Below are 17052 nucleotides of genomic sequence, written 5' to 3'. Positions count from 1 at the left end.
GCTTCCAGTGTAGAGGAAAGTGCCAGATTGATTCTCAATTAATTGGTGAAATTTAACGGTTACTTGTTAATTGTGCCAAAACTTTTCCCGTAAACCCCTCGAAATGCAGATGAGGAATTATATAAATGCTTGTTTTACACCACAGTCATCCTTGGGATGTTTCCCCTGGGGTGGCCCGGGAGATTCAAACGTCTTTAAGGCAATGGATCGTGCTTCAAGATGACTTACCAACGAACGTCAAAACCATTGCGGGGGTGGATGTGGGCTTTGAGGCGCGCTTCTCAATCACACGGGCGGCGGTGGTGGTTTTGTCCTTTCCCGATCTAGAGATCCTCGAAACGGCGATCGCCCGCTGTCCCACTTCTTTTCCCTATGTACCGGGATTGTTATCTTTTCGGGAAGTGCCCGCCATTTTGGAGGCATTAGAAAAAATTACGCATCTACCAGATTTATTGTTCTGTGACGGCCAAGGTTACGCCCATCCACGCCGTTTAGGGCTAGCCTCTCACTTGGGGGTCTTGTTAGATTTACCGACGATTGGGGTGGCAAAATCCCGCTACATCGGTACCCACCAAGAGGTGCCCCTCGAAAAAGGGCAGTGGGTGCCTTTACAGGATCACGGTGAAACCATTGGTGCAGTGCTCCGGAGTCGGACGAAGGTGCGTCCCCTCTATATTTCTGTGGGTCATCGGATCAGTTTAGCCACAGCCCTTGATTTCGTCCTCGCCTGTACGCCGAAATACCGTCTGCCAGAACCAACGCGCTTGGCGGATAAATTGGCTTCTCGAAAACCTAATTTCCCATAAAAAAACCGCCTTGGGGCGGCATCGATTTGTTTAAAAAACTGAATGGACGATTTAGGCGATCGCACAGGCCCGACGGTAGCACCACCGCAGCAAAGTGATCCCCAAAACAAATTTCGCGGCTTCTAAGACCCAATACAAACTGTGCCACACGGACATTTGCAAAGGCATCGTTGCCGTGCCATTGAAGCCGGACATTTCTAAGCCAAAGCCAGCTAATTGAGGCGTAATCAAATAGGTATAAAGCAAAGCAATATTTAACAAAATACTGGCAATGACGAGGGCATTTAAGGCTTGGCGATCGCCAAAGAGATGTTCAAATTTAAACCCAAAAAAGATCGTTAGAATTCCGGCGGCACAGACCACCTCTAAACGATTAAACACCTCAAACAAAACATAGCCAGTGCTAATAAAACCGCTGTCGGCCATCATCCCGGTCATGGACAATACAGGAATGATCACAAAATCGAGGAGGAAAGAGGCACTCAACCAAAACCCCAAGATGGTCATGACAATAGCCGATAAGTTGAGGGAAAACGGTTGCTTTTTGAGGGCATAGTTGAACATAGTTTCTTCTCCCGAAACTGGGCCTTACTTTTTTAGCTTAAAAGCTTAGGGAACCCCATCGGTAGCATTGTCCCAAAACGACATAATCTAGTAATACTCTTTCATAAATCGCAATACTCTCAGCTGCTTTTAGAGCGATTCACCAGCATGGTAAGAACTACGCACCAGAGGCCCTGAACGCACATGGGAAAAGCCCATTTCCTTGGCGATCGCCCCTAGGTGTTCAAATTCTGCCGGTGTCCAATATTTTTGTACGGGTAAATGGGCTAGGGATGGGCGCATATATTGGCCTAGGGTGAGGCGATCGCAGCCCACAGTCCGCAAATCCCGCAACGCTTGGATAATTTCTGCCGCCGTTTCTCCGTGACCGAGCATTAAGCCCGATTTCGTTGGGATCTCAGGGTTGTACGCTTTCACCAATTCCAAAACCCGGAGCGATCGCCCATACTTTGCCCCCCGCCGCACAGGGCCTTGGAGCCTTTCTACTGTTTCAATGTTGTGGTTGTAACAAGCCGGTTGCGCTGCCACCACCGTTTTTACCCGTTCTGTCTGGGCTGTTTCTGCCCCTTTCCCACTCCAAAAATCTGGGGTCAGCACTTCGATCTGTGTCCCTGGATTTTCAGCCCGGATCGCGGCCATTACCGCCACAAACCAGCCAGCTCCCCCATCGGCAAGGTCATCCCGCGCCACCGAAGTCAACACCACATAACTCAGTCCCAACAGCCGCACCGACTCCGCCACTTTTTGGGGTTCCTGCGGGTCAAGGGGGAGGGGGATTTGGCCTTTATCTACCTGACAGAATGCACAGGCCCTGGTGCACACTTGCCCCATCAATAAAAATGTTGCGGTTTTATTGGCGTAACACTCACCCCGATTTGGGCACTTTCCTTCCTCACAGATGGTGTGAATGCCCCGTTGCTTAACGATTCGCTGGACTGTCGAGATCTCACTGGCTTTACCGAGGGGAGCTTTGACCCAACTGGGCATGGGCAAAATCGGGGCGCTGGAGGAGTGAGACGCAGAAGAAGCCATAATTTTTATAAAAACGCTGTTGAGGAAAGTTCTGGGATTTTTAGAATTAGTTTACTGAAAATCTAGTTAACCCAACATCCCCAGGTACGGGGCTAGCCCAGTGATCAAAGTCACGGTGGCTTCAGGTCGATGAGTATGTCAAACTGAGGAAAACTCAATCGCTTAACTTCTAGATGATCGTAAATCTTGGTTGAAGCTTTTAAAATTTTCACCAAGCTCACGCCATCATAGAGACGACCCAGCCAGCTATTTTATGTTGTGAAGGAGTATGTTGTGACCCACAAAATCCTAGTGATTGACGACAGCAAGGTGATCCGTATGCGGGTCAAGGATATGCTGCCAGAGGGGAATTTTGAAGTCATTGAGGCCAAGAATGGACTTGAGGGCTTCAATCTCATCAATACGGAACATCCCAATCTGATCATGTTGGATTTTCTGCTGCCGAAGATGAGCGGCTGGGAAGTATACCAAGAAATTCAAAAACGCCCGGAACTAAAGGCAATCCCCCTCGTGCTGATGTCTGGCCGCAAGGAAGAAGTCACCGAAAAGCTCCCGGAACCCTTTGAACTGTTTTCATTCATCGAAAAGCCCTTTGACCAAAAGCAACTAATCAACGCGATCAAAGATGCGATGGCGAAGGCGAAAAAACAGGCCCAAACAATCCCAGAAGTTTCTCCTTCTTCCCTCAGCGCGAGCACAACGGGAAATCCAATGGCAGCAGAAATCGTGGCGTTACAGGCGAAGGTAAATGCTCTCCAGGGGGAAATCGATCTGCTCAGAAAACAAATGGGACAGTTGGTCAATTTCGTGAAACAGAAGTTGAAGTAGAATCGCTAAACTCGACCAATATTTGTATTTGTTGAACTGCCGACTAGATAATCATTGGCGAAAACATCAAGGGACAATAATTTCGATGGGTGCACAGCTTTCTTCTTTAGTTAAGGTGTTGGTGATTTCGGCGGTGGGGGCAGCGTTAATCAAGTATGGTCTGCCCTATGGTTTCAACCTAGCGGCGATCGCCCCATCTAATGGCGGTGCTTTGGCGGCAATTTTACTCCCGGCGATGGTGATGGCCGGGTTATTGTGGTGGCGGAGTACGTCCCAGACTTCCTAAAAGGGTAAGGGTTAGTCAAAACTAAGACATAATCAAAACAACAGCACTAACTTGAGGCGTGTGAGTAACGTGGATTTTCGGAAATGGAGTGGCTTCATTGTTCTTCTGAGTTCCCTGTATATTCTCTGGCAAATTAAAGCGTTTTTACTGTTGTTGCTCACGGCGGTGATCCTGGCTAATGCCCTCAATGTGCTGGTGATTAAGCTGCAAACCTGGGGCGATCGCCTCGCGGCCCGTTTCAACCAACCGTTACTGCGAATGGGGCGTTCCTTCGCCGTATTTACCGCCCTGTTTATGGTGGTATTGATCCTCTGGCTCGCCTTCACCATCGTCATTCCACCTTTTATTGGCCAGTTCCAAATTTTGTTTAGCAAGCTCAATACAGGCTTTTATGAAATCGATGAATGGTTAGATTCCCAAATTTTCAAAATTGAAGAAAACTTTGGTCTGCCGATCAGTGAACAACTGCCGAATCTCGATGAGGTGATCCCCCAAATCCCGACCCTGCTCAATGAGCTCCTTAATCGCGGCTGGAGTTTATTTTCCGACTCCCTCAAGGTACTTTTAAATGTCTTGCTGCTGACGGTTTTAACCTTGATGTTTCTGGCAGATCCCCAACCCTATCGCCAGGGATTTATCCGTTTGTTTCCTTCTTTTTATCGCCGTCGGGCAGACGAAATCCTCACCCTCTGCGACGCCGATCTCAAAGGCTGGGTCGCAGGCATTATGTTCAATATGTTTTGTATTGGCATCCTGAGCTATGTGGGTCTTTCGATTTTGGGGCTGTCATTGGCTCTACCCCAGGCGATTTTGGCTGGTTTACTGACCTTTATTCCCAATATTGGCCCGGCTTTGAGCGTGATTCCTCCCATCCTCATTGCTCTGTTAGAAGCCCCGTGGAAAATCTGGGCAGTTTTAATCTTATACTTTGTAATTCAGCAGGTAGAGGGAAATGTTTTAACCCCTTGGGTAATGGCCCGGCAAGTCTCCCTACTCCCTGCCGTAACGCTTTTGGCCCAGGTTTTGTTTGCGGTGACATTGCAGTTGGGGTTTTTGGGGCTGTTCTTGGCGTTACCCCTAGCGGTTATCGGTCAAGTGATCGTTCGAGAGGTATTGATCAAAGATATTTTAGACCCTTGGCAGGCGAGGGAAGAAGGCCAAGTGCTGGCGATGGTCTCCGGAATTGTGGGTATTGAAACCAGCCAATCCGTAGCGCCAGAACCGGAAGCAAAAACGCCTGAATTGCCGACGGATCATCCGCCGGAGTCCCCCAGTTAAGGGAAACTTTGTGTACCCTTGTTAGGAGTGATTTTATTCTGGTTGAGGAATTGATGTATGGGTGCGTCCCGGAGTGATTGGCGATCGCCAGTGGTCTTAGGTCTAGTTGTCAGCTGTGCCGTGAGTCTTAGTGGTTGTGGTGGGCCACCGCCCCAAGCCCAAACTCCCCAGGGAGTACCAGTAAAATTTGAAACCTTAGATTCAGATCTGCTCGCCACTACCACTGAATACGTGGGGGTTTTAGAAGCGGATAATCTCGTGACCCTCAAACCAGAAGTAGACGGCATTATTCAAGCCATTCAAATCCAAGAGGGGGATACGATTGCGGCAGGAACGCCCATTTTGACCCTCAAATCAGAACGCAGTCAGGCTTCTTTGCAACAGGCGATCGCTGGGGTAGAAGCAGCCCGGGCCGCCCAAGCAAATGCCGAAGCCCAACTCAGTGCTGTCAATGCAGAAAAACTAGAGACCCAAGCCGACTTAAAACTCCGGGAACAGGATCTCCAACGGATTAAAAGCCTAGTGGATACCGGGGCTTTACCCCAGCGGGATCTCGACCAGAGCCAACGGGATCTAGAGGTGGCCAAGGCGCGGCTAAATACCATCAATCAACGGATCAAGGCTGCCCAAGCAAGTGTAAATCAAGCCAAAGCCACCCTCCGCCAATCAAGCAATACGGTGGCGATCGCCAATGAAGATCTCCGGGAAACCCAAGTGACAGCCCCCGTTGCGGGCACCATCGGCGACTTAACCGTGCAACAAGGAGACTACCTCGAACAGGGAGCCACCATTGCCACCATTGCCCAAAATACACGCCTGAGTCTTAACTTTTTTGTGCCCATCGAGCAGGCCCCCGATCTGCGTCTCTCCCTCCCCGTCGAGCTGATCGACTATCGCACCCTCGAAACCGTGGGTCGGGGTCAAGTAAGTTTTATTTCCCCAGAAGTAGACTTTACCTCCCAAACCATCTTGGCGAAGGCCAGCTTCGATAACCCTGACAATCGCCTTTTCACGGGGCAACTGGTCAAGGCCAAACTGATTCTGAGTCAGCAAACCGGGGTTTCGGTGCCTGTCACGGCTGTATCCCGCATTGGTGCAGAAACTTTTGTCTTTGTCACTGCCCCCAATCCCGACGCCCAAGGGGAAAGCGATCCCCCCCTGATTGCCGTCCAAAAATCCGTCACGTTAGGCGCCATTGAAGGCGATCGCTATCAAGTGTTAGAAGGATTAACCACCGGGGAACAGGTGATTACCACGGGCATTCTCAATTTGACTGACGGCACCCCTGTCTTCCCCCAAACCGAAGAAGTCTTTCAGTAGAGCGTTAGGGATTTAGTTAATGCCGATCACATATTTGCGCCATTCGTGGTTGAGATCATCCCGGGTGTATTTCAAAAGCTCGAAATAAAGACTGCTGTGGGGTTTGCGCGGCTGGATCAGTAACTCCATTTCTGCTTCTTTGGGGGTGCGATTGCCCTTACGAACATTACAACGCATGCAGGCGGTAACGAGGTTTTCCCAACTGTCTATGCCACCGCGCGATCGCGGAATAATGTGGTCGAGAGTCAGTTGATCGCCGCGCTTACGGCAATATTGGCAGGTGTGGCGATCGCGTTCCAGAATATTTTTGCGAGTGAGGGGAATCTCGCGGTAGGGCACTTTAATGTAGTGGCGCAGGCGAATGACGGTGGGGAGAGGAAAATTCTGGTAAATGACGCGGCCATTGTGTTCTAGGCTTTCGGCCTTGTCTTTGAGCAACAGCACCACTGCCCGACGCCAACTGGTAATGTTGAGCGGCTCATAAGAGGCATTTAGCACCAATACCTTGGCCATATTCTCCCCGTAATCTTTGTAAAAAAAGACGCTAGACTCAATATTTCCGCCTATGCTAGCACAGCTCTCAAAGACAGGGGGCGTTGTCGCCACTGGGGGCATTACGCCACAATTTGTGTATATCCTTGATGATTTAAACTTTTTTCAATGAAAATTGCGATTACTGGTGCAACAGGTCTTGTGGGGCAACGTTTGGTTGAGCGTTTGTACCCTGCCCATGAGCTTTTAGTCTTGACCCGCAGTGAGGCCAAAGCCCAAGGCATTTTTCCGGCTTCTGTCTATCCAAAGCTCAAGATTGTGGCTTATACCCCCACGGAGTCAGGCCCCTGGCAGGACTGTATCTCTGGCTGTGATGCGGTGGTGAATCTGGCTGGGGCTCCCATTGCGGAACAACGGTGGACACCAAGCTATAAGCAGGAAATTCGCCACAGTCGCCAGGGAGGGACAGAAAAAATCGTCGAGGCGATCGCCAAAGCCAATCAAAAACCCCAGGTACTCATTAATCCCTCCGCCGTCGGCTATTACGGCACCAGTGAAACCGCCATCTACACTGAAACGAGCCCTCCCGGTAACGACTTCCTCGCAGACGTTTGTCAAACATGGGAAACGGCAGCCCTAGAAGCCCAAAACCACGGCACTCGCACCGTCATTCTCCGGTTTGGGATTGTCCTCGCCAAAGAAGGAGGAGCCCTCGCCAAGATGATTCTCGCTTTCAATACTTTTGTCGGCGGCCCCCTCGGCACAGGTAAACAATGGGTTTCTTGGATTCACCGCGATGATCTCGTTAGCTTGATTGAAATGGCCCTTACCCAAGCCGATTGGCAAGGCACCTACAACGGCACTGCCCCCAATCCAGTCACCATGGAAACCCTCGCCCAGACCCTAGGCTCTGTAATGAAACGTCCTGCTTGGCTCCCGGTACCGGGCTTTGTTTTAGAATTACTCCTCAGCGATGGTGCGAAAGTCGTATTAGAAGGGCAAAAAGTGCTACCCAAACGAACCGAGGAGACCGGCTTTCAGTTTAAATTTCCGGATCTCAAAGCTGCCCTGGTTGATTTATTGGCACATTAATCTTTCAACAGGATGGCAATCCATACTTTTTTGGTTCGGCACCCTATCATTTTTGATAAAGATTTATCGTATTTTTTTACAAACCATGTCTGAAATTATTACCTCCGCCGTGAGCGATCGCATTTGTAACCACATGAACAAAGACCATGGCGACGCGGTTCTCCTGTACGCGAAACATTTTGGCCAGTGTCATCGCGCAGAAGCCGCAAAAATGTTGTCCTTGGATGAAACGGGGATGGCCCTTGAAGTGACCGACACCACCGGCACAGAAGCGGTACGCATCCCTTTTCCGAAAACTTTAGCCAATGCTAAGGAGGCCCACACTGTTTTAGTGGAAATGATGCAAGCAGCCCAAGGTAATCCCACCTAAACAAACTCCCAGCAACTTACACCATAATTTGTCTAAAGCCGTCTATCCTAGGCGTTCTGTGGGGATGGGCGGCTTTTTGGTGGTCTGGCATATCTCAAAATTTTATAAAAATTTAAGAATCATGTCCTTTATAGTATGCATTCCGTTTAATTGGCTACTCTAAAGTCAGCTCAACGCGCCATATCCTAAAGAAAACGAGTGCTTGTGCCTAAGGATCCCCTGACTTATGAAAGCGACCCCTAGATTTTTTCCTTCACTGTGTATCACCGTCACGATGAGCTTTTTGGCACCGATGGTGGTTTGCGGTTTACTTTTGACCCTCTGTGCGGCGGTGGGGATTTTCCCTGGGGTAACTGTTGAATTGTTAACGGATGCCTTTGGGAATGTGCTAAAAGTTTTTGGCAATGGGCGCATTTGGGAAGGGGTCTTAGTCATTGCGATCGCCTGTGGTTTTGTCGGCGGTATGTTTGAAACCTTTAACTTTTACTATTACCAAAACATGAATTAAGGAACTAAAGTCCTGGGGGCGACCGTCTTAGAACATAACGGAAAATTGCGATTGGTTACTATAGAAAAAGACAAGCCTTCGGTTTGTTAGCCAATCTACCTTCCCTATTCAAAACAGCCACAGGAACACAAGCATCATGTTGCATCGTCGAAAAAACCGCTGGATGTATGGCCTATTAGCCTGCATTGTCGCGATCAGCGTCAACCTTGCGACACCCACCGTTAGCCAGGCGGGTTTTTTTGAAAATCTTTTGCGGGGCGTTTTAATCTGGGGGGTGCAGAGTTATCAAATTTCCAATCTCTCGGATGCCCAGGAACAGGACTTTGGTCAACAAATTCACAATGAACTGACCCGTTCCGGCCAGGTTAAACTCTATCAAAACCAGCGGGTTGTGAGCTACATCAACGAAATTGGTCAACGTTTAGCGCGCCAAAGCACACGCCCAAATTTAAATTACAAATTCTTTGTCGTCGAAGATGACAGCGTGAATGCCTTTGCCACCATGGGGGGGTACAACTACATCAACACAGGGCTAATTAAAACCGCCGCTAATGAGGCAGAACTTGCTAGTGTAATTGGCCATGAAATTGGTCACATTGCGGCGAAACATTCCCTAGAACAGATGAGAATGCAGGCCCGGAATCAGGGGATTTTGGCGGCGACGGGCTTGGATAGTAGTCAGATTGTCCAGTTAGGAGTGGCGATCGCCGTTGATTATCCCAACAGTCGCAGTGACGAAACGGAAGCGGATGATCTTGGGTTTAATATGTTGACCCGGGTCGGCTATGCCCCAGAGGCGATGGCTTCATTTATGAAAAAGTTGATGGCAGCCAACAGTGGTGGTGGTCGTCCCCCTGAATTTTTGAGTACCCACCCAGCCACCAATGATCGAATTGTGCGACTCCAAAATAAAGCCGCCCGTTATTCTGGTAATCCCCAAGGTTCGCTCTATGCGGAGGGGTTAAATCAGCAACGTTATCGGAGTCGTCTGTCGCCCTTGCTCTAAATAGTTGGTTTTTAACTCAGTTTCTAGGCGATCGCTTTCCTTGGCGATCGCCTTTTTTGGGTGTATCTGTGAGCAAAAAAAATCCCCCATAGTGCTGGGGGAAGGGAATTTTGTTCGATATATGCGGGCGAGTTAGTTAACGGCCGCCTTGTTTTTGTTTGAGGATATCGAACATGGCATCCTGAATTTGTTCCTGGAGAGTCGGATTATTGGGCAGCTGATTACTAATGCGATTAAAGGTGCTGCGGGGCATAATGTCGTCGATGAGGTTGGGCAAGACATTGTTGCAGTAGTTACGCACTTTCCCAATGGCGGCGCGGTTATTGAGACGGTTAATACTCTGGGGCTGATCGCAGCGAATTTCCCAGTCCGGTTTGCGGCCAATGAGATTTTCGACTTCCAACAAGAGATTATCCATGCTGTTGTTGCCGTAGATCGCCAGATAGGCTTCGGCATAGCGATTAATGTCTGCGGTGCTCGGTTGTTGGGCGATCGCCTGATTTTGCCAGCCAAGAATTTCCGGTTTGAGGGTTAATTGGGGCGCTAGCCCCAAGCCCAGGGCGCTGAGGGTAAGGCAACTGCCCAGCAAATAATCTTGGAAGCGACGGGGTAAAAGCATAATGACCGATGGGGAATAAAAATCAGCGATGGCAAATTTTAAACGTATTTAATATTAAAGAATAGGTTTTAGGGAGGGAAGTTCCAGGGGGCAACTTTTTTCTGCCATGGTTGCAAGGGTTTAGCGGAAATGCTGACAGAGTTCGAGAATTTTAGTCGGGAGAATTTCCTCGGCGATCGCCCCTTGTTTCAGTCCGGCTTCGAGTTCGAGCAAAATCGGCAGAGTTTTGAGGAGTTGCTGACCCCGCAACCGGGAAATTTCCTTTTTCAGAAAATATAATCGTTTGGGATTCTTGAGATCTGCTAGTTTGGCGATCGCCTGATCGTCCCGTTCCCCAGCTTCGATCATTACCTTAATAATTGTCCACATCCGGAATTGCCCGATCAACGTCGCCACAATCCGCAGGGCAGGCTCATTTTGCGCCAACAGTTCCCCCACCAATTGAATCGCTAAACCACCATTGCCTTCCCGGATCGCCTCACAGAGTTGCAAGCTATTTTGGTTCGTTGCTGCCACCAGTTGCTGAATTTCTACTTGTGTTAACGGTTGTGTCCGGCTCCCCTGATAAATCTTGAGCTTTTCTAACTCATTCCAGAGTCGTCGCGTATCATTGCCCACCGCTTCACCGAGCAATTCCGTTGCTGGTCGATCTAAATTCACCCCCAATTCCCGCGCTGTTGCTTTAACGCGATCTGCAAGGGCTTCCGTCTGCCACGGGGGAATCGGCGAAAACTCCCGTACTTTCGCGTGTTCCTGGATAAATTTTGTCGATTTTAGCCGCTTATCTGGTTTTTTACGGCTCGTCATTAACAGGTGTGAACTTTCGGGAATCACGGGTAATGTCCGGTGCAATTCCTGCAAAAGACTATCCGAGCAAGATTGGCACAGGGTCGCTTCATTCAGCCAAATTAACCGTCCTCCCATACCAAAGGGCGGCGTCATTACCTCGTTCAGCGCATCGATGATACTTTCCTCTTTACTGCCGTCGTAGGTCTGAAAATTAAACGATAGCCATGCCGGATCTAAAACCGATTGCTTAATCTGATCCACCGCTTGGGCGATCGCAAAATCATCCTCTCCCCAGAAAAAATACACCGCCATCGCAATCCGCTAAAATCACAAACAAATCAAGGTAAAGTAAATAGAGCATCCCTCGCAACGTAACCATTATGCCCAGAACACAGCGCAACGATAATTTCATCGACAAAAGCTTTACGGTGATGGCCGATATCATCCTCAAAATTCTGCCCACCAATAATCGTTCCAAAGAAGCCTTTGCTTATTATCGCGATGGGATGTCGGCCCAAGCCGATGGGGAATATTCCGAAGCCCTCGAAAACTACGAAGAAGCCCTGAGGCTTGAAGATGACCCCAATGATCGTAGCTATATCCTCTACAATATGGGCCTAATCTATGCCAGCAACGGCGATCACAACAAAGCCCTAGAACTCTACCACGAAGCCATTGATCTCAATCCCCGGATGCCCCAGGCCCTAAATAATATTGCGGTGGTCTATCACTACCAAGGCGAAAAAGCAAAGCAATCTGGCAATGAAGACGAATCAGAAGCGCTCTTTGATAAGGCCGCAGAATATTGGAAGCAGGCGATCCGCATCGCGCCGAACAACTACATCGAAGCGCAAAACTGGCTGAAAACCACCGGCCGCTCGGAAATGGACGTCTTTTTCTAACTGAGTTAGTGATCGAAACTTTAAAGTAAGCATTTACATTGAGAATTTAAACATGATTGATCTTGAACAGGTTCGCAAGGTTGCCCATTTAGCACGTTTGGAATTAACGCCAGAAGAGGAACAGCGCTTACCCTCCCAACTCAGCGCGATTTTAGACTATGTCGAACAACTCAGCGAACTGGATACGGACAATGTGGAGCCGACCACCAGAGCCATTGACGTGAGTAATATTACCCGCGCCGATGAGCAAAAAACCTTTGGCGATCGCCAACTTTTACTCGATAATGCCCCAGACCGCGAAGATGATTATTTCCGAGTCCCCAAGATCCTTGGCGAAAGTGAATAAGTAAAATTATTCAGTTTAATTTGCTGTTATAAATCCTCGTAAGGGGATTTTTTTGTGTCTCTCTAGTACAAATCTCAAGGTTTTCGAGGACTTCCAAAAAATTTGTACAATACAATACGGTTTCTTTAAAAAATATTAAGGTTTTATCCATGGGCCAGACCACAGAAGCGCAAACCCTAAAGTACGGTGAGCGGGAAATTGAAAATGGCGAACTCATTACTTTCCCGAACCCCCGTCCCGGACGTCGCTATACCATTAACATCACCCTGCCAGAATACACTTGTAAATGTCCTTTTTCTGGCTATCCGGATTTTGCAACGATTTACATTACCTATGTACCGGATCAGAAAGTGGTGGAGCTAAAAGCGATCAAGCTTTACATCAACAGTTACCGCGATCGCTATATTTCCCACGAAGAAGCAGTTAATCAAATTCTCGATGACCTGGTCGCGGCCTGTGATCCCCTCGAAATGACGATCAAAGGAGACTACCAGCCCCGTGGTAATGTGCATACTGTCATTGAAGTTACCCACACCAAAGAACAAGCATGATGATTTTCGCTTGGCAGTTCCAATCCCCTGGCCCCATTTTGTTTGAGGTGGGTAATTTTGCAATCCGTTGGTATGGTCTTTTAATCGCGATCGCCGTGTTGATCGGGGTGAATCTCTCTCAATTTTTGGCAAAACGACGGGGGGTTAAACCGGAGTTACTGGCCGATTACGTCATTTGGGGAATTATTGGGGCGATTCCCTGTGCGCGACTGTATTATGTCCTGTTCCAGTGGCGCAGCTACGCCGATCGTCCCCAGGATATTATTGCGATCTGGCAAGGGGGCATTGCGATCCACGGGGCGATCCTTGGTGGTGTAATTGCGGCGTTGATTTTTTGTCGCCTGAATCGTCTTTCTTTTTGGCAACTGGGGGATTTAATTGCGCCTGCTCTGATTTTGGGGCAAGCCATTGGTCGCTGGGGAAATTTTTTCAATTCGGAAGCCTTTGGGGCACCAACCGATTTGCCTTGGAAGCTTTATATTCCCCTCCAAAATCGCCCTTTAAATCTTGTGGAATATGAATATTTTCACCCGACTTTCCTCTATGAATCTGTCTGGAATCTTGGGGTTTTTGCATTACTCCTCTATTTATTTTTCTGGGGTTTGCGCCATGGCGATCGCCTCAAAACAGGCACAATTTTCCTGACCTACTGGATCGCCTACAGTGCTGGTCGCGTCTGGATCGAAGGCTTGCGCACTGACAGTTTGATGCTTGGTGGGATTCGCGTCGCCCAATTGGTCAGTTTGACAGGAATGGCCCTCGGTATTTTGGGATTAGTCTGGTTATATGTCCTGAAACGACGCTTACCCGATGTGCGATCGCCGAGGGAATTGCGAGAGGCAGAAGCTATTCCAGAAAACTCCGAGACTTAAACCGTTACCCTTGCTCCTCTAGTGACAACATTATCCATGGGCCAAACCATCCTCGTTACGGGCGCCGTCCGCTCCGGCAAAAGTGAATGGGCCGAACACCTTGCACTCCAGTCCCAACGCCCCGTCACTTACATTGCGACGGCCACTGAAAATCCTGACGATCCCGAATGGATGGCCCGGATCCAACACCACCGCGATCGCCGCCCGAAAAATTGGGGATTTATGGGTGAGTCAGTCCATCTAACCGAAGCAATGCGACGTATCCCCGAAGACCACTGCATCCTTGTAGATTCCCTCGGTCTGTGGGTGGCCAATCATTTAGAAACAGAGCCGGCTCCTTGGCACCAGCTCACCACAGCATTTTTGGAGGCGATTAAAAATTCCCCACGGATGCTAATTCTTGTCGCCGAAGAAACGGGTTGGGGCCTTGTCCCCACTTACCCATTAGGACGCTTATTTCGCGATCGCCTGGGCCGTTTGATCCGCGAAGTGGGCCTCGTTTCCGATCAAGTCTATTTATTGGTGGGTGGCCATGCCTTGGATATCAAAACACTAGGACATCCCTTGCCTCCGGTAAAAATGCCCCTCAGCTGAAGTCAATTGTATCTTTTTGTAACAAAAACTCTGCTAGATATTAAGAAAAGTGTTTACACTCAGGTTATGAAATCCTTCAGAAGGCTATATGCCTATGGAGTATGTGTTATTTTAAGAAACGTTAACCATCTGAAATAGCCTATATTTCATAAGGTTGACCCGCTTACATGATTCTCGGAAACTCCCCTGACCATAGGATTTATACCTATTGGCTTTTGCTCATTTGACAGGGAGAATCCATAACAAGGAAACTAGCGTAAGCCATTTAATATCCAACCCTTGTTCATTCATATAGACAAGAGGAATTAAAAACTATGACTATTGCAGTCGGACGCGCGCCCCAGGAACGAGGCTGGTTTGATGTCCTCGATGACTGGTTGAAGCGAGATCGATTTGTCTTCGTCGGTTGGTCCGGTATCCTCCTGTTCCCCTGCGCCTTCATGGCTCTCGGTGGCTGGTTGACTGGCACCACCTTCGTTACTTCTTGGTACACCCATGGATTAGCATCCTCTTATCTCGAAGGGTGTAACTTCCTGACTGTTGCTGTATCCAGCCCTGCTGACAGCCTCGGTCACTCCCTCCTTTTCCTCTGGGGCCCCGAAGCCAACTGGAACTTTGCTCGTTGGTGTCAACTCGGTGGACTCTGGAGCTTTGTTGCCCTCCACGGTGCTTTTGGTCTGATCGGCTTCATGCTGCGTCAGTTTGAAATTGCCCGTCTGGTGGGTATCCGCCCCTACAATGCGATCGCCTTCTCTGGCCCCATCGCGGTATTCGTCAGTGTATTCCTGATGTACCCCTTGGGTCAGTCTAGCTGGTTCTTTGCCCCCAGCTTTGGTGTCGCTGGTATCTTCCGTTTCATTCTGTTCTTACAAGGTTTCCACAACTGGACGCTCAACCCCTTCCACATGATGGGTGTTGCAGGGATTCTCGGTGGTGCGCTGCTCTGTGCGATCCACGGGGCAACGGTAGAGAACACCCTGTTTGAAGACAGTGACCAAGCGAATACCTTCCGAGCGTTTGAGCCGACCCAGGCAGAAGAAACCTACTCGATGGTGACCGCGAACCGTTTCTGGTCTCAGATTTTCGGGATTGCGTTTTCCAACAAGCGTTGGTTGCACTTCTTCATGCTGTTTGTACCGGTGACTGGGCTATGGATGAGTTCTGTGGGGATTGTGGGTTTAGCACTAAACCTACGGGCCTATGACTTTGTATCCCAGGAAATCCGCGCGGCGGAAGACCCCGAATTTGAAACGTTCTACACGAAGAATATTCTGTTGAACGAAGGTATGCGTGCATGGATGGCACCGCAAGACCAAATTCACGAACAATTTGTATTCCCTGAGGAGGTATTACCCCGTGGTAACGCTCTCTAATGCGCCCATTTCCGGTGGTCGTGATATCGAATCGACCGGCTTTGCGTGGTGGGCTGGTAATGCCCGCCTGATCAATCTCTCCGGTAAGCTCTTGGGTGCCCACGTTGCCCATGCTGGCCTTATCGTATTCTGGACTGGTGCGATGACTTTGTTTGAAGTCGCTCACTTTGTCGCAGAGAAGCCCATGCACGAGCAGGGTTTCATCCTGATGCCTCACCTCGCAACCCTTGGTTGGGGTGTCGGCCCTGGTGGTGAAGTTATTGATACTTTCCCCTACTTTGTCGTTGGTGTATTACACCTGATCTCTTCTGCGGTTCTCGGTCTGGGTGGTATCTACCATGCTGTCCGTGGCCCTGAAACCCTCGAAGAATATTCCAGCTTCTTTGGCTATGACTGGAAAGACAAGAACCAAATGACCAACATCATTGGTTATCACCTCATCCTCCTGGGTTGTGGTGCGTTGTTGCTTGTCTTTAAAGCGATGTTTTTTGGTGGTGTATACGACACCTGGGCCCCTGGTGGTGGCGACGTGCGTATCATCAGCAATCCAACTTTGAACCCGGCAGTAATCTTTGGTTATCTGTTCAAGGCTCCCTTCGGTGGCGAAGGCTGGATGATCGGTGTCAACAACATGGAAGATATTATCGGTGGCCACATCTATGTGGGTCTGATTTGTATCTTTGGTGGTATCTGGCACATCCTCACCAAACCTTTCGGTTGGGCCCGTCGTGCGCTCGTTTGGTCTGGTGAAGCTTATCTTTCCTACAGTCTCGGTGCGCTGTCTTTGATGGCCTTCATCGCGACTTGCTTTGTGTGGTTTAACAATACTGCTTACCCCAGTGAATTTTATGGCCCGACTAACGCTGAAGCGTCCCAGTCCCAGGCTCTAATCTTCTTGGCCCGTGACCAATCTATGGGTGCAAACGTTGGTTCTGCCCAAGGTCCCACTGGTCTTGGTAAGTACTTAATGCGTTCTCCTACCGGTGAAATTATCCTCGGTGGTGAAACCATGCGCTTCTGGGATTTCCGTGGTCCTTGGCTGGAGCCACTTCGTGGCCCCAATGGTCTTGACCTCGACAAAATCCGCAATGACATTCAGCCTTGGCAGCTTCGTCGTGCGGCTGAATACATGACCCACGCCCCTAATGCTTCTATCAACTCTGTTGGTGGGATTATTACGGAGCCTAACTCCTTCAACTTTGTGAACCTTCGTCAGTGGTTGGCTGGTTCTCACTTCGTTCTTTCTTTCTTCTTCCTCGTTGGTCACCTGTGGCATGCTGGTCGTGCACGGGCGGCTGAAGCTGGTTTCGAGAAAGGGATTGACCGTGAGACTGAGCCTGTACTGAACATGAACGAACTCGATTAAGAATCTGTTGAGGCATCAGTTTAGTTACTGAGTTTCATGAATAAAAACTCCTGCCCTA

At 49.2% G+C, this 17052-nt stretch carries 21 protein-coding genes; 16 read left to right on the top strand and 5 right to left on the bottom strand.

Annotated elements, in window-relative coordinates:
- The first annotated feature begins 125 nt into the window (after window positions 1-125).
- Complete coding sequence (gene nfi / locus AWQ23_RS08105) at window positions 126-806, top strand: deoxyribonuclease V (protein WP_062434234.1); 681 nt, start codon at window positions 126-128, stop codon at window positions 804-806.
- 51 nt (window positions 807-857) lie between these two features.
- Here the strand turns inward: nfi and AWQ23_RS08100 are convergent, their stop codons facing one another.
- On the bottom strand, window positions 858-1370 hold the full coding sequence (locus AWQ23_RS08100) for a hypothetical protein (RefSeq protein ID WP_030007023.1): 513 nt from the start codon (window positions 1368-1370) through the stop codon (window positions 858-860).
- Window positions 1371-1499: 129 nt separating this feature from the next.
- Entirely contained in the window at window positions 1500-2402 is a 903-nt protein-coding gene (gene lipA, locus AWQ23_RS08095; RefSeq protein ID WP_062434231.1) for a lipoyl synthase, read from the bottom strand.
- A gap of 318 nt (window positions 2403-2720) precedes the next feature.
- Between lipA and AWQ23_RS08090 the strand changes: the two genes are divergently transcribed.
- From AWQ23_RS08090 to AWQ23_RS08075, 4 genes are all read left to right on the top strand, one after another.
- The gene (locus AWQ23_RS08090; protein ID WP_062436596.1) at window positions 2721-3230 is read left to right on the top strand and encodes a response regulator; all 510 of its coding nucleotides are present in this window, start codon (window positions 2721-2723) and stop codon (window positions 3228-3230) included.
- A gap of 85 nt (window positions 3231-3315) precedes the next feature.
- The gene (locus tag AWQ23_RS08085) at window positions 3316-3516 is read left to right on the top strand and encodes a hypothetical protein (RefSeq protein ID WP_030007026.1); all 201 of its coding nucleotides are present in this window, start codon (window positions 3316-3318) and stop codon (window positions 3514-3516) included.
- A gap of 60 nt (window positions 3517-3576) precedes the next feature.
- The gene (locus AWQ23_RS08080; protein WP_232308872.1) at window positions 3577-4794 is read left to right on the top strand and encodes an AI-2E family transporter; all 1218 of its coding nucleotides are present in this window, start codon (window positions 3577-3579) and stop codon (window positions 4792-4794) included.
- 57 nt (window positions 4795-4851) lie between these two features.
- Window positions 4852-6114: an efflux RND transporter periplasmic adaptor subunit gene (locus AWQ23_RS08075; RefSeq protein ID WP_062434225.1), complete on the top strand. Its 1263-nt coding sequence runs from the start codon at window positions 4852-4854 to the stop codon at window positions 6112-6114.
- A gap of 12 nt (window positions 6115-6126) precedes the next feature.
- Here AWQ23_RS08075 and AWQ23_RS08070 read toward each other — a convergent pair whose 3' ends face one another.
- Window positions 6127-6627: an HNH endonuclease gene (locus AWQ23_RS08070; protein ID WP_062434222.1), complete on the bottom strand. Its 501-nt coding sequence runs from the start codon at window positions 6625-6627 to the stop codon at window positions 6127-6129.
- A 147-nt stretch (window positions 6628-6774) separates the two neighbouring features.
- On the opposite strand from AWQ23_RS08070, the gene AWQ23_RS08065 reads away from it, so the two are divergent.
- From AWQ23_RS08065 to AWQ23_RS08050, 4 genes are all read left to right on the top strand, one after another.
- Window positions 6775-7698 carry a TIGR01777 family oxidoreductase gene (locus tag AWQ23_RS08065; RefSeq protein ID WP_062434221.1) on the top strand — a complete coding sequence of 308 codons (924 nt, stop codon included), beginning with the start codon at window positions 6775-6777 and terminating at the stop codon, window positions 7696-7698.
- Window positions 7699-7783: 85 nt separating this feature from the next.
- Window positions 7784-8068 (top strand): DUF2470 domain-containing protein, encoded by a 285-nt coding sequence (locus tag AWQ23_RS08060; RefSeq protein WP_012307185.1) that lies wholly within the window; start codon window positions 7784-7786, stop codon window positions 8066-8068.
- Between the two features lie 274 nt (window positions 8069-8342).
- Window positions 8343-8576 (top strand): hypothetical protein, encoded by a 234-nt coding sequence (locus tag AWQ23_RS08055; protein WP_223209913.1) that lies wholly within the window; start codon window positions 8343-8345, stop codon window positions 8574-8576.
- 136 nt (window positions 8577-8712) lie between these two features.
- Window positions 8713-9582 (top strand): M48 family metallopeptidase, encoded by an 870-nt coding sequence (locus AWQ23_RS08050; RefSeq protein WP_030007031.1) that lies wholly within the window; start codon window positions 8713-8715, stop codon window positions 9580-9582.
- A gap of 136 nt (window positions 9583-9718) precedes the next feature.
- On the opposite strand, the gene AWQ23_RS08045 is transcribed toward AWQ23_RS08050, so the two are convergent.
- Both AWQ23_RS08045 and holA read right to left on the bottom strand, forming a co-directional pair.
- Entirely contained in the window at window positions 9719-10201 is a 483-nt protein-coding gene (locus tag AWQ23_RS08045; RefSeq protein ID WP_012307182.1) for a DUF4168 domain-containing protein, read from the bottom strand.
- 120 nt (window positions 10202-10321) lie between these two features.
- Complete coding sequence (gene holA / locus AWQ23_RS08040) at window positions 10322-11302, bottom strand: DNA polymerase III subunit delta (RefSeq protein ID WP_062434219.1); 981 nt, start codon at window positions 11300-11302, stop codon at window positions 10322-10324.
- A 68-nt stretch (window positions 11303-11370) separates the two neighbouring features.
- On the opposite strand from holA, the gene AWQ23_RS08035 reads away from it, so the two are divergent.
- The 7 genes from AWQ23_RS08035 (at window position 11371) to psbC (ending at window position 16994) form a co-directional block, all read left to right on the top strand.
- Window positions 11371-11892: a photosystem I assembly protein Ycf3 gene (locus AWQ23_RS08035; RefSeq protein WP_030007033.1), complete on the top strand. Its 522-nt coding sequence runs from the start codon at window positions 11371-11373 to the stop codon at window positions 11890-11892.
- Between the two features lie 52 nt (window positions 11893-11944).
- On the top strand, window positions 11945-12238 hold the full coding sequence (gene gatC, locus AWQ23_RS08030; RefSeq protein ID WP_062434216.1) for an Asp-tRNA(Asn)/Glu-tRNA(Gln) amidotransferase subunit GatC: 294 nt from the start codon (window positions 11945-11947) through the stop codon (window positions 12236-12238).
- A gap of 149 nt (window positions 12239-12387) precedes the next feature.
- The gene (queF, locus tag AWQ23_RS08025; protein ID WP_062434213.1) at window positions 12388-12789 is read left to right on the top strand and encodes a preQ(1) synthase; all 402 of its coding nucleotides are present in this window, start codon (window positions 12388-12390) and stop codon (window positions 12787-12789) included.
- Window positions 12789-13661: a prolipoprotein diacylglyceryl transferase gene (gene lgt, locus AWQ23_RS08020; protein WP_062436594.1), complete on the top strand. Its 873-nt coding sequence runs from the start codon at window positions 12789-12791 to the stop codon at window positions 13659-13661. Before queF ends, lgt begins: the two co-directional genes overlap by 1 nt.
- Before the next feature lie 36 nt (window positions 13662-13697).
- On the top strand, window positions 13698-14255 hold the full coding sequence (gene cobU, locus AWQ23_RS08015; RefSeq protein WP_062434210.1) for a bifunctional adenosylcobinamide kinase/adenosylcobinamide-phosphate guanylyltransferase: 558 nt from the start codon (window positions 13698-13700) through the stop codon (window positions 14253-14255).
- A gap of 314 nt (window positions 14256-14569) precedes the next feature.
- Window positions 14570-15628 carry a photosystem II D2 protein (photosystem q(a) protein) gene (gene psbD, locus AWQ23_RS08010; RefSeq protein ID WP_012307174.1) on the top strand — a complete coding sequence of 353 codons (1059 nt, stop codon included), beginning with the start codon at window positions 14570-14572 and terminating at the stop codon, window positions 15626-15628.
- Entirely contained in the window at window positions 15612-16994 is a 1383-nt protein-coding gene (gene psbC / locus AWQ23_RS08005; RefSeq protein WP_030008145.1) for a photosystem II reaction center protein CP43, read from the top strand. Before psbD ends, psbC begins: the two co-directional genes overlap by 17 nt.
- The last annotated feature ends 58 nt before the right edge of the window (window positions 16995-17052 follow it).

It is taken from the genome of Picosynechococcus sp. PCC 73109 (assembly GCF_001521855.1).
GTDB lineage: Bacteria > Cyanobacteriota > Cyanobacteriia > Cyanobacteriales > MRBY01 > MRBY01.
This window is presented reverse-complemented; position numbering and strand designations above follow the sequence as displayed.